The sequence below is a fragment of the Nonomuraea jabiensis genome, from assembly GCF_014204795.1.
GTDB lineage: Bacteria > Actinomycetota > Actinomycetes > Streptosporangiales > Streptosporangiaceae > Nonomuraea > Nonomuraea jabiensis.
On the sequence record NZ_JACHMB010000001.1, the window covers coordinates 9,559,156 to 9,571,116 of the forward strand.

Sequence of the window (11,961 nt, forward strand, 5' to 3'; positions counted from 1 at the left end):
TCGACCGGGCAGCAGCACGGCCTCGTTACGGCCCGGGCCGACGCCGGGTCAACACGACCGGGTCGCCGCCGCCGGCCGCTTCGATGAGTTCGGCCAGGCGGGCGCGGGCATCCCGGATCCCGATCTTCATGATCCGCATCGTGTACACAACCCGGCATGGGCCGGACGGGAACCCCGCACCGCCTGGGACTCCCGCTGGACTGCCCCGGCGCAGCCCAGGGAAGTTCATTGTGCTAAACGCGAGCTGGTACCTTCACGCCCTTGCCGAAGACGTAGAGCCGGTTGCCCAGCGAGGCGCCGGCGAGGGAGGTGTTCGTGATGCCGCCCCCTTGAACCTGCGTCCACCCACCGAACGGCTGACCGTCGGCCGCGGAGTTGACGTAGATCTTGTTGTCGGCGATGCCTTTGGCGAAGACGTAGAGCCGATTACCCAGCGACGCGGCGGCGAGTGCGGCGTTCGTTGTGCCGCCTCCCTGAACCTCTGCCCACCTGCCGAACGGCTGACCGTCGGCCGCGGAGTTGACGTAGATCTTGTTGTCGGCGATGCCTTTGGCGAAGACGTAGAGCCGATTACCCAGCGACGCGGCGGCCAGTGCGGCATTCGTCGTACCGCCTCCCTGAACCTCTGCCCACCTGCCGAACGGCTGACCGTCGGCCGCGGAGTTGACGTAGATCTTGTTGTCGGCGATGCCTTTGGCGAAGACGTAGAGCCGATTACCCAGCGACGCGGCGGCCAGTGCGGCATTCGTCGTACCGCCTCCCTGAACCTCTGCCCACCTGCCGAACGGCTGACCGTCGGCCGCGGAGTTGACGTAGATCTTGTTGTCGGCGATGCCTTTGGCGAAGACGTAGAGCCGATTACCCAGCGACGCGGCGGCGAGTGCGGCGTTCGTTGTGCCGCCTCCCTGAACCTCTGCCCACCTGCCGAACGGCTGACCGTCGGCCGCGGAGTTGACGTAGATCTTGTTGTCGGCGATGCCTTTGGCGAAGACGTAGAGCCGATTACCCAGCGACGCGGCGGCCAGTGCGGCATTCGTCGTACCGCCGCCTTGAACTTCCGTCCAACCCTCGAACGGCCGGTTGTTGGCGGCGGAGTTGACGTAGATGCTGTTGTCCCCCATGTGTTCCTCCCCGGTTTCGTGCGCGATGTCGTCGCGGGCAGTAGGTGTGGGGGCTGCGGTTGTATCGTCCTGGCCTCCTCTTCCCGGTCGACGAGCAACCTCGCACAAGCAGGACACTTCATCCCGAACCTGGCATGTCTCCATGCCAACTCCTCAAACTCCCAGGCCGCTGCATACACCCTCGATCGCACGCCTTGAATCACCCCAGGCACACAACCGCCTTCTCGCCGAACTCTTGCGGGACGGCTCCCTCGTGGCGGGCCTCTCTGCGCTTGTGCGCTCGACCACACGGGACCGATCACCCTGCCCGGCGCTCCAAAAGGCGTCCCGCGTCCGGGCCGCCGCCGCCCCACGCGCCGACACCGGCAAGCTCCTCGCGCCGTACGATCTCGACCGTTACGAGCTGCGCCTGCCGCGGGTGCCGGGAGACGCGGGCGGAGGAGGCGCAGCACGCCGCCGATCATGTGGGGAGGTTGCCCGGCCGTGCCCGCCGCCACGTCATGGCAGGCTGGGTGTCCGGCACGGGCTCGAATGCGCCCAGTTCCTCCACCTCGTCCTTCTCCTCGGGCGTGGCAAGGCTGAGACAGGGGTACCCCTCGCCCTTTCCTACGCCTTCGGAGATGACGGCGGCGCCGTTCCTGGCGGGCTGCGGGAAGGTGTCCTTGAGGTCGGAGATCGTCGCCGCGAAATTGACTTTCCACCGGATGTGGTACAGGTAGACGATCTCTGCGGTTTCATCCGGGAGGACGTCATCGTTCCCGAGGACCTTCAAGGTGGCGTTCCTGACGGCGATCAGGCAGGCCCGGAACACCTTGGTTCCGCCGCTGGCATAGGCGGTCCAGCCTTACAGTCCGCTTTGGGCTTCCGGTTCACCGCTGTGGACCGACCAATAGGAGATGTTCGGCTGGTCGTCCATCGCGACCCTGGTCACGGTCCCGGGAATCAGAGAACCGGTCGGATGCGTGTCGTACCAGGGGTAGGCCTCATCGCCGTCCCGCATACGGGGCATCGTGGTGGTGAGCGTGGCCTGGTTGTCCCACATGTCGTCCCGATAGGTCATCCGGGTGGCGCAGGATTCGACCGTCTGGATCCAGCCGAGCGTCCACGGCTCGGGCCTGCCCACCGCCGGACGGTGGCGATGAACGTGACGGTTTGGCAGGCCACCCGTTCTGATGGCCTTCTTGGGTCGTCGGGCTGCATCACGGTGCGGCACAGTCCTGGACTGATCTCGGCGTTGATCGTCTGCAGTTGGAGGTAGGCGTCGCCGACCTTGATCATCGCGTAGGGAGAGGGGGCCGGATCCTCCGCGACGGAGGCGTTCGCGGTGACCATCGCGCTGTTCGCGGTGGGCGTGGACGGGGTGACCTGCCCGGTGTGATCGAGGGGCGCTTTCGGGAGGTTCGTCGGCTCGGTCATGGCTGGACCGGTGTGGGGCCGTTGGAGTTGATCGCGGCCTTGTCGATCTGGTTGACGATCTGTGGCAGCGGGAAGAGCGCACTGAACTGGGCGACGCCCTCGGAGTCGCCCTTGCGTAGCAGTTCGAGGGCCAGCCGCTGCCGCTCGATCTCCACTTCTTCGAGGTCGTTTTCCAGTTGTTTGGCGCGAATCGCTTCCTTCTGCAGTCCGGCGGAGTAGTCGTCCAGGCCGGTGCCGCGGCCGAGGAAGGTGTCGACGACGACGCCGTCGGTGCGCAGCACGTGTACGTCGGCGTTGATGATGACGCCGGGCACCTGCATCGGGGCGGGGTCGTCGGGGCGCTGGTAGGTGGAGGTGGCGTGCGGGTTGACCCGCAGGTGGCTGCGGTCGTCGTCGGTGAGGGTCTGCACGAAGTCGGGTCGGGGGGTGCCCTCGTGGTCGGCCAGTTTGGCCAGTTCCTCGGTGATGGCGGTGCGGACGGTGTCCCGGTGTTCGGCCACGAGGTACGTGTGCAGCAGCCAGTCGAGCTCTGGCAGGGGCACCTCGTGGCGGGTTCGGCGTAGCCGTTGAAGAACGCCACCCGCACGTCCACCAGGTGCAGCAGGGTGATGTACTCCTGGTTCATCTGCCGGAAGACGAAGTTGAGCGTGCGTGAGACGTTGATGTTGCGCAGTTGCCGCTCGGTGGCCTGCTCCTCGCCGCTTTCCTCGGTGGACTGCGTCTCGGTGTTGATCTGCATGTCGCGGCGGGAGGAGGCGCGGGCGGCGTTCTTGCCGACGGCGTTGCTGACGTTCTTGGCGAACTCCTCGCGCGAGCTGTTGGAGCTGCCGCGCACGCCGCCGGAGACCGACACGCTGGCGCTTCCCCATCCCCACGACGCCTTGCCCTGGGCCGAGGCCTCGGCGTGGTATTCCAGCCCGCGGCTGCTGGCGTCCTGGGTGGACTGCTCAGCCAGCAGGCTGCGCTCGAACTCGCTTTCGGTGACCTGATTGGTGGAGTCCAGGATGGAGGCGGTCTCGTTGCGGGTGGTGCTCCTGCGCTTGTAGGAGCTGATCTTGATGGTGGTCTCCTCGCCGGGAAGCAACGAGAATGTCTTGATCGTGCGGCCGACGCCGTAGCGGGTCGGGAACGAGGTCAGCCGGTAGTACTCCACCAGCAGCAGCGACGCCGAGCGGGCCACCGGCTCGGGGATGAACCGGTAGGCGACCTGACCACCCGTGTCTTTGTAGAGGGCCAGCCGGTAGCCGGCCCGCCGGTAGGCCAGGAAGGCACTCGAGTCCAGCTTCTTGAGCGCTTCCTGGACTGCGGCCAGCCCGAACCCGTCCTGGCCGGCCTGGATGCCGGGGAAGACCTGCCGGCTGAAGTAGCCGTGGTCGGTAGCCATCTTGTAGGCGTTCAGGATGTCAGCATCCGACATCACGTGCAGCGCGGCCCGGCCCGGGTCCCCCTCGCCGAGCAGCGGCACCTCGTCGCGGTAGGTGATGGCCGGGGCCGAGCCAGTTCCCGCCGGGCCAGCCCCGGCCGCCAACTGCCGATAGCGGAACAGCAGCGACTGCAGCAGCTGCACCTGGACGCCCATCGCGGTGATGGCCTCGTACTGGCCGAGCCCGTATTCGCCCAACTTCGCGCTGACATCCCGCACTGTGTTACCGCCGCCGACCACCAGCCCGTCCGCCTCGGCCAGCGCGGACTCAGGGTTTCGCGTCAGGTGGTCGGCGACGGCCGTGATGTCCTGGACGTGGGCGCGGTGGAAGTTGGCCGTGTCCGACAGCCACTGGCGAGCCGCCTCGGGTGCGCTCCCCACCCGTGCGTCCAGATCGGCCACGACCGCGCTTTGGCGCTCAGCCAGATCTCGTACGGCCTGGGTGATCTGCTCGATCAGTGGCGGTTCGGTTGTCGCCGCGGGCAGCTCGGGCGATGCGGGTGAGGCGGGAGCGGGCAGCTCGGGCGGCGGCTGGAAGTAGTCGGCGGGGAAGTCGAGTTCGATGATCTGGGTGCCCTGGTAGCTGGTGGGCTCGGATACTTCGTGGCTGAGCACGACGGCGGGATCGTCGTCCTTCTGGGGCGTGCGCCCTCCCATGACAAGAGGTGACGTTTGCGACAGAAAGTGCACGCATAGCCAAGCACGGAGATCTGGACCGTTATAGGTCACGCTGAGGACAGAGTTGCCTACCTAGAGCAACGAACGTACCGGGGGCCGAAAGGGTCTTGTTGGTAGTTGTCTAACCTCGTCACGAGTCCTTTGATGTCGCTGTTGTCTTGAGCAGGCAGGGGATGTCACAGGCTAAGGGGCCGCTGCTGCAACAGCGGTCCCCTCCCCTCTTCCTAAGGCCGCACAGGCCTGGAGTGGTAGCGCTGCGAGGATGGCCTGTCGCTGCCAGGGCCTTCCGGGATACGTACCGAAATGTCAGAGGTGGCTGCAGTTGTGGAAGGAGATGGGGACCTTCGGTGACCAGGGGCCGTTGTTCTGGCGTGCCTGGACGTCGGCGTTGTACGGCTTGGCGAAGGTGCCGCCCTGGCACAGGAGGTTGCCGGTGTCGAGGTCGTAGCTACCCTCCGGTCCCTTGCCGCCGGTCCGCGCGATGGCGCGGCCGGACCACAGCCGCGCGCCGGTCTTCTTTTCGATGATCTGGATGGCGACCTGGGCGCCCGGGGTCAGGTAGTAGCCGCGCACGCCGACGGTGGCGTAGTCGCTCTCGTTGGTGGAGCAGCCGACACCGTCTGGGCAGTTGGACTTTGGGGCGTCGTGGTGCCACCTGGTCATGATCACCCAGGCGAGCCGGTAGGGGGCGCTGGCGTTGTCGGCCCAGTTGGCGCTGCGGGAGCCGGGCACCACGCACCGGTAGTCGCCGGGGTAGGCCTCCCGCCAGACGAACCCCTGGCTGCAGTCGTGCCAGACGCCGGTGGCGTTCTCCCTGGCCGTGCGGTCACGGTCGGCGGGGCTGACGCACACGTGGTCGATGGCGCGGGCGCCCCGCCAGACGTAGCCGCTGCGGCAGGTGTCGGGCACGGAACCGGCGCCCGACACCTGCAGGCCGGCGGAGCCAGTCTGGGCGGAGGCCGCTGGCGTGCCACCCAAAGCGGCCGCCACGCATACGGCGACCGTCACGACGCAGGTCCGGGCAAGTGTCTTTCCGGACAGCCGCGACATGGTCACGCCGGGGATGAAGGAGATGGGGGTCTTCATGGCATGTTCCTTTCACAGGGTCGTCAGCGGCGGGCTTAGCCTCGCCATCAGCTGCTTCAGAATCGCGTCCTGGTGCCAGCCGGATGGGTCCGCCACCAGTGTTCGTGCGCGCCGTTGTCCGTGAGCTTTGCCTGCGGCGAGGCAGGCGGACGGCCCCGCGCCGAAGGCGACGCGCAGACACCGACTTCGAAGACGTCTAGGCGATCTTGGTGATGTACCAGCTCTGGTTCGCCCCGCCCCAGCAGCGGGCCTGTACCACCCGGGCGCCGTTGGCGGTGTCGACGTTGGCCACGTCCAGGCACAGGCGGCTGTGCTTGGCGAACACCCGGTAGGTGCCGTCGTTGTTCTTCTTGACCCACCACCGCTGGTTGGGCTTGAAGGTGCACCTCTGCTGGATGACGGCCGCTCCCTGGATATCGCTGGCGAAGGCCACGTCCAGGCACTTGCCGCTGTGCCGGGCGACGAACACGTAGGACTTGTCGTCGAACTGGCGGGCCTCCCACTGCTGGCTGAGTACCCGGTCCAGGCATGTCCACTGATGCGTCGGGGTGACGTTGAGGGTGCTGCCGTGCAGCACGTCCAGGCACTTGCCGCTGTGCTTAGCGGTGAACTTGTAGTAGACGGGATCGGCGTGCGCGACGCCGGTCCCGGCGATGACGAGGCCGGCGGTCGCGGCGACGGCGAGGGCGAGGACGCGACGGACGGCCGCGAAGGCAATGGCAGAAGACATGGGGACTCATCCTTTCCTGCGATCCAGAGCAGATGTGACGAGTGGGCTTCTCATGAGTGGGACCCACTCATTTCCGGGATCCCGAGCTCTTGTCGGCCCAGGCCAGGGCTATGCCGCCGAGGAGGGCGGTGGTCTGGTGCGGGGTGAGCAGCACCGCGACCAGGGCGGCGAGGAGGAGCAGGACGCACGGGCCGAGGGAGATGCCGCGGCGGCGCCGGCCGACGATGGCCATCGCGGCGAAGCCGATAGCGCACAGCAGCTTCTTGGGGACCAGGGCGAGGAAGCCCAAACAGGCCGGGGCCCTCCCACTGGGCGTCGGTGACCGAAACCGCGAGGTCCGCGCCCACGGTCGACATGGCCCACGCATTTGCGGCGAGGAAGGCGCAGGCCGCGGCTCATGACGTTCACAGCGATTCCTTCCGAGTTGTGAGGAGGGTTGTGAGCACGGGGATGGAGCCGGCGATGCGCAGGGCGGCGATCGGCACGGCCAGGACCGGGACGTCCAGGAGCATCGCGGCGGGGAAGAGCCCGCCCAGCCCGATGGCCGCCGCCGCCCAGCCGGGGATCGCGCGGGAGCGCCACAGGGACAGAGACTGCAGCAGGGAGCCGACGATGAAGAGCGGGAACAGCAGCAGCGGGAACAGTGGTGGGCTGTCCAGCCGACCCGCCAGCTGGTCCAGGCCGCCGTGGTCGGGCAGGCCGTTCATCAGCATCAGGGGGACGCTGAGCATGGCGTTGCCGTACATCGCCGTCAGGCCCAGGAAACTACAGGCCAGCCCGGTGGCGGCGAGCCGGGGTGCGCGGCGGGCGGCCCACGCCAGCACCACGGCCGAGCCGAACAGGAACGGGAAGGCGAGTGCGGCCAAGTTGAACGACAGCATCGCCAGGCCGTGGTCGGCGTCGATGACCTGGTAGTCGGGGCGGTCACCGTTCCAGATGGCCGGTAGGGTCGCCAATGCCAGCCCGATCAGGGCCGGGCCGGTGATCAGGCTGGCCGTCGCGAGCAGCGTGCCCATCGGGCGGCGGGTCGTGGTGGTGAGTGCATCCATGGAGTAGACGATGGCCCCGGTGCAGGGCCGCGGTCCTGGGTGGCGGCCCTGCGGTTCGCTCCGGGTTTTCCCGGAGAAGATCGGCGGGTTGCCCCCTTGTGGCAGGTGGCGGCGGGAGGCGACGATCGCCTACGTGGAAACTCGCGGCGAGGCCCTGCGGGCGGTCGGCTGGATCGTCGGCGTGTCGGCGGGGTTGTCGGGGCTGCTTGGCCCGGTGCTGGCGCGGGCGTGGGATCCGACCTCGTTCGTGGGGATCGTGAGCGGATCTGGGGCGTGCGTGCTCGGCGCGGTCATCGTGGACCGCAGGCCCGCCAACCGCGCCGCCTGGGGGTTCCTGGCGGGCGGGGTCCTGCTGGTGGCCTTCAGCCTGTGCTACAGCTGGGCGGCCGGCCAGGTCCGCGCCGGGAACGTCGGCTCGCAGGTCGGGACCGTCGCGGCGATCGCGGAGATCGTCGGGGCGCTGGCCGGCGCGTCGCTGCCGTTGTTTCAGTTCCTGTTCCCGGACGGGCGGCTGCCCTCGCGCCGCTGGCGACCGGTGTTCGTGCTGTATCTGGCCGGGTGGCTGGGCGGCGCGGTGGCGGTCGCGGTGGCGCTGTGGCCGCACCGAGTGGCGGGGATCGTCGCCGACAACGGTCCCGTCGACATAGCCATCCCGGCCGAGCTGGAAGGGCCACTGCAGGTGATCGCGGCGAGCGAGGCGTTCGCCGCTCTCGCGATGCTGGCCGGCGTGGTGGCGCTGGCGGTACGGCTGCGCGGCTCCCGCGGCAACGAGCGTGCCCAACTGCGGCTGTCGCTGTGGGGACTGGCGCTGACCGCCTCGCTCATCGCGGCCACCGCAGCGCTCGCGCAGGCGGGCCTGGACGGCGCCGAGAGCGTCACCTCACTGGTCGCGCCCATCCCGTTCCTGATCGCGGTCACCGTGGCGATGCGCCGGCACCGGCTCTTCGACGTCGACCGGCTGGTCGGCCAGACCATCACCTACGCCGTCATCACGGCCCTGCTCGTGGGTGTGTACGCGGCCGTCGCGATAGGCGCCGGAGCACTCGCCGCGCTCCTCGGCATCGGCTCGAGCTGGCCGGTGGCCGCCGCCACGCTGGCCGTGGCGACCGCGTTCCGGCCCCTGCTGCGAGCCGTACGTGCCCTGGTCGACCGCCACTTCGACCGGCGGACCTGGCTGGCCGTACGCACCATCGACCAGTTCACCCACGACCTGCGCGCAGGAACCGCCTCACCCGCCGACCTGCTGGCGGCGCTGCGCCGCGCCGTGGACGACCCGACCGCCACAATCGCCTACCTCGACGGTGACGGCGCCATCGAGCTGGACGGTACGGCGGCGCGGCCAGGACCGCCACGGCTGCGACGCGAGGTGTCCGCGGGCGGCGCGCCCGTCGCGCTCGTCGACCTGGACCAGCGCCTCGCCGACGAACCCCGGCTGGTCGACGCCGCCCTCACCGCGGCCGCGCTGCCCCTGGAGAACGCGGCGCTGCACGCTCGCGCCGCCGTACAGCTGGCCGAGGTGACCGCCTCGCGCAACCGCATCGTGCAGGCCGACGACAGCAACAGGCGCCGCATCGAACGCGACCTGCACGACGGCGCCCAGCAACGACTGGTCGCCCTGGCACTGCGGCTGCGCATCGCCGAACGCGACCTCGCGCCGGACAACCGCCGGGCCGCGGCCGTCCTCGGCGAGGCGGTGGCCGAGCTGCGCGCCGCCGTCGACGAGCTGCGCGAGCTGACCCGGAGCATCCTGCCACCGGTCCTGGCTGACGAGGGACTGGCCGTCGCGCTGCGTACGGTGACCGCCCGCCTGCCGATCCCGGTCACGCTCGACGTCACCGAACAGCGGCTGCCGGACGTCGTCGAGGCCACCGCCTGGTTCTTCACCTGCGAGGCCTTGGCCAACGCGGTCAAGCACGCTGCCGCCACCCGACTGTCGGTCACCATCGCCCGCCAAGACGACCATGTAGCTGTCGAGGTCCGCGACAATGGGAACGGCGGCGCCGTGCTCGCGCCCGGCGGCGGGCTGCAGGGCCTGGCCGATCGCGTGGCCGCCATCAACGGCAGCATGCGCCTCGACAGCCGGCCAGGTCACGGCACCACCCTGCACGCGGAGCTGCCATGCGCATCGTGATCGCCGACGACAGCGCTCTGCTCAGGGAGGGCATCGCCCACCTGCTGACCAGCGCAGGCCATACCGTCGCCGCCACCGCGAGCACGGCGGACGAACTCCTGGCGCGGGTCGCCGAGCACCAGCCCGACGTCGCCGTGGTCGACATCCGGATGCCGCCCACCCACACCGACGAGGGCCTGCGCGCGGCCGCCACGCTCCGCGAACGGTACCCGCGGCTGGGCATCCTGCTGCTGTCGCAGTGGGTGCACGCCGGACGCGCGCTCGACCTGTTCCGCACCGGCGGCACCGCGCTCGGATACCTGCTCAAGGACCGCGTCACCGACATCGACGACTTCCTGGATGCGATCCGCCGCATCGCCCGCGGCGGCTGCGTCCTCGACCCCGACGTCATCGCCGCCCTGCTCCCCGCCGCGCAGGACAGGGATCCCCTGCACCAGCTGACCGACAGGGAACGGCAGGTCTTGGCGATGATGGCGGAGGGCCGCAGCAACGCCGCCATCGCCGAACGCCTCTACCTCGGCCGCAAGACCGTCGAGACGCACGTGAACGCCATCTTCACCAAGCTCGGCCTGGAACCCACCGCCGACGACAACCGGCGCGTGCGCGCCGTACTGACCTGGCTCCAAAACCGATAGCACCCACCGGATGGAGAACTGGCCGCGCGCGATCTCCTACAGGCCGCCCCGCCACGACCACCACAGGGTCGGCCACCGCCGAACACCCACCTCACTGTTGACGGCGAAGCCCAGCCGACTGCTTCCTCATGTACGTGATAATGCTTGTCCGCGTTGAAGGCCAGACCTCGGGGTGCCAGCCACTCCGCCAACGCTGCCTGGACCTGCTGCGCCTGCCGCTGGCTGTGGCAGAACGCGATGAGATCATCCGCGTAGCGGATCACCAGCGGCGAGCCCGGCATCGCCTCACCGCCGTGAACACCGGCAGCCTGGCGATAACGGACTCCTGCGGCCTTCTCCAGCCCCGTGCAACGCGATGTTCAAGAGCAACGGACTGATCACGCCGCCCTGTGGAGTGCCCTCCTCGGTCGGCGCGAATCCCTTGCCCTTCTCGAACACCCCCGCCTTCAACCACTCCCAGATCAGGTCCCTGGCGGGGAACGAACCGAGAGCTTCCAGAAGCCGGGAATGGTCGATCCGGTCGAACGCCGCAGCCAGATCCGCGTCCAGCGCCCACACCCGCTTGGCCCGAGAGCCTCGGCAGATGTTGAAGATCGCACTGATGGCGTCCTGGCAGCTCCGCCCAGGCCGGAACCCGTAAGACTTGGGCTCAAACCGGGACTCCCACTCGGGCTCCAACGCGTTACGGACCCTGCCCTGGTGGCATCGGTCCATGATCACCGGAATCCCGAGCGGCCGGAGCTTCGCACGGTTACCCGCCTTGGGTCTATACACGCGCTTGACCGGCCGAGGTCTCCAAGACGAAGCATCACGATGCACTACCTTGGGCCAGTCCTGCTCCTGCGCCGCCTTGAAGATCCGCTGCCTCAGCCGCCGTACGTTCTCCTCGTGCAGCCGCCAATCGACGGCCTCCCAATCGAGGTGCACGTCCTCCGGTCCGTTCACCATGCGGTGTCCAACTTGCCCTTCGGCTCCGGCGGCTCGAACTGCATCACTTCAAAGGCTCACCTGCTCACGTCAGCGCCCTTTTCGGAGCCCAGGCACTCGGCCCGGTATCCGGCCAGTTATCCGAGACAGCGGCCTGGAGGAGCCGCCCTGCCATCCCGGTTTCCTGTCGACTTTCGTCCACCGGCATTCGCTTCTTGAGCATCCTGTTCCCGCCAGAGGATTCCGCTCTCCTTACGGTCGGCCTACCGATCCCGCCTGGGCGGGCCGGACTCTGTCGGGGTTCCCGTGTTCCACACGCGTGAGATACGGCCGGGGTGGGTGCCTTCTTTACTCCGAAGCAGCGGTGTCCTCCCGGCCAGCGCAGCCTCTCTGACCAGCGCCTGCCGCTTCCCAGCGGCCAGCCCTATACCCCGCTGGAACATCCCATCGGCGGAGCTGCTGATAACGGAGCACGCGAAGATTCACTCACGTTCACCCGTCCGGCCTTCCCCAGGCCCGCCATCCCCGGATGGAACGGGAACAGCTTCGGCTCTCACCCCAGGCTCCGCACCCCACGGTTACCCGCGACGCACTCCAGGGCGGGGACGGCCCCACGGACACTGGACCGGATCACACCCTCATCAACATGACCTCCAAACTGGCGTGATCACTCACAACGTGCGACATCACGTCGCACGGCTGCCCTCAGCTTCACCAACCTGCTGCGACAGGCTGGAGGCGAAGGTCTCTCACCTCCACTCGAAC

11 protein-coding genes are annotated in these 11,961 nt (G+C 68.6%); 2 read left to right on the forward strand and 9 right to left on the reverse strand.

Annotated elements, in window-relative coordinates; genetic code table 11:
- Window positions 1–25: 25 nt before the first annotated feature.
- The 8 genes from HD596_RS43680 to HD596_RS43715 form a co-directional block, all read right to left on the reverse strand.
- On the reverse strand, window positions 26–130 hold the full coding sequence (locus HD596_RS43680) for a type II toxin-antitoxin system prevent-host-death family antitoxin (protein WP_185075259.1): 105 nt from the start codon (window positions 128–130) through the stop codon (window positions 26–28).
- Window positions 131–233: 103 nt separating this feature from the next.
- On the reverse strand, window positions 234–1,121 hold the full coding sequence (locus tag HD596_RS43685; RefSeq protein WP_185075260.1) for a DUF8189 domain-containing protein: 888 nt from the start codon (window positions 1,119–1,121) through the stop codon (window positions 234–236).
- 460 nt (window positions 1,122–1,581) lie between these two features.
- Complete coding sequence (locus tag HD596_RS43690; RefSeq protein ID WP_185075261.1) at window positions 1,582–1,893, reverse strand: hypothetical protein; 312 nt, start codon at window positions 1,891–1,893, stop codon at window positions 1,582–1,584.
- A gap of 72 nt (window positions 1,894–1,965) precedes the next feature.
- Window positions 1,966–4,689, reverse strand: coding sequence for a type 1 glutamine amidotransferase family protein (locus HD596_RS43695; RefSeq protein ID WP_185075262.1), 2,724 nt, complete (start codon window positions 4,687–4,689; stop codon window positions 1,966–1,968).
- Between the two features lie 255 nt (window positions 4,690–4,944).
- The gene (locus tag HD596_RS43700; RefSeq protein ID WP_185075263.1) at window positions 4,945–5,724 is read right to left on the reverse strand and encodes a hypothetical protein; all 780 of its coding nucleotides are present in this window, start codon (window positions 5,722–5,724) and stop codon (window positions 4,945–4,947) included.
- A 196-nt stretch (window positions 5,725–5,920) separates the two neighbouring features.
- Window positions 5,921–6,454 (reverse strand): RICIN domain-containing protein, encoded by a 534-nt coding sequence (locus tag HD596_RS43705; protein ID WP_185075264.1) that lies wholly within the window; start codon window positions 6,452–6,454, stop codon window positions 5,921–5,923.
- Between the two features lie 67 nt (window positions 6,455–6,521).
- Window positions 6,522–6,743 (reverse strand): hypothetical protein, encoded by a 222-nt coding sequence (locus tag HD596_RS43710; RefSeq protein WP_185075265.1) that lies wholly within the window; start codon window positions 6,741–6,743, stop codon window positions 6,522–6,524.
- Between the two features lie 115 nt (window positions 6,744–6,858).
- On the reverse strand, window positions 6,859–7,503 hold the full coding sequence (locus HD596_RS43715; protein WP_185075266.1) for a hypothetical protein: 645 nt from the start codon (window positions 7,501–7,503) through the stop codon (window positions 6,859–6,861).
- Window positions 7,504–7,636: 133 nt separating this feature from the next.
- Between HD596_RS43715 and HD596_RS65245 the strand changes: the two genes are divergently transcribed.
- Window positions 7,637–9,634 (forward strand): sensor histidine kinase, encoded by a 1,998-nt coding sequence (locus tag HD596_RS65245; protein WP_185075267.1) that lies wholly within the window; start codon window positions 7,637–7,639, stop codon window positions 9,632–9,634.
- Window positions 9,622–10,269 carry a response regulator transcription factor gene (locus tag HD596_RS43725; protein ID WP_185075268.1) on the forward strand — a complete coding sequence of 216 codons (648 nt, stop codon included), beginning with the start codon at window positions 9,622–9,624 and terminating at the stop codon, window positions 10,267–10,269. The genes HD596_RS65245 and HD596_RS43725 overlap by 13 nt, the downstream gene beginning before the upstream one ends.
- A 285-nt stretch (window positions 10,270–10,554) precedes the next feature.
- Here HD596_RS43725 and HD596_RS43730 read toward each other — a convergent pair whose 3' ends face one another.
- Window positions 10,555–11,217 carry a reverse transcriptase domain-containing protein gene (locus HD596_RS43730; protein ID WP_185079474.1) on the reverse strand — a complete coding sequence of 221 codons (663 nt, stop codon included), beginning with the start codon at window positions 11,215–11,217 and terminating at the stop codon, window positions 10,555–10,557.
- Between the last annotated feature and the right edge of the window lie 744 nt (window positions 11,218–11,961).

Coding starts and splice junctions, on each gene's coding strand:
- HD596_RS43715 (WP_185075266.1), bottom strand. CDS start 7,503: ATGGATGCACTCACCACCACGACCCGCCGCCCGATGGGCACGCTGCTC.
- HD596_RS43705 (WP_185075264.1), bottom strand. CDS start 6,454: ATGTCTTCTGCCATTGCCTTCGCGGCCGTCCGTCGCGTCCTCGCCCTC.
- HD596_RS43730 (WP_185079474.1), bottom strand. CDS start 11,217: ATGGTGAACGGACCGGAGGACGTGCACCTCGATTGGGAGGCCGTCGAT.
- HD596_RS43725 (WP_185075268.1), top strand. CDS start 9,622: ATGCGCATCGTGATCGCCGACGACAGCGCTCTGCTCAGGGAGGGCATC.
- HD596_RS43700 (WP_185075263.1), bottom strand. CDS start 5,724: ATGAAGACCCCCATCTCCTTCATCCCCGGCGTGACCATGTCGCGGCTG.
- HD596_RS43680 (WP_185075259.1), bottom strand. CDS start 130: ATGAAGATCGGGATCCGGGATGCCCGCGCCCGCCTGGCCGAACTCATC.
- HD596_RS43685 (WP_185075260.1), bottom strand. CDS start 1,121: ATGGGGGACAACAGCATCTACGTCAACTCCGCCGCCAACAACCGGCCG.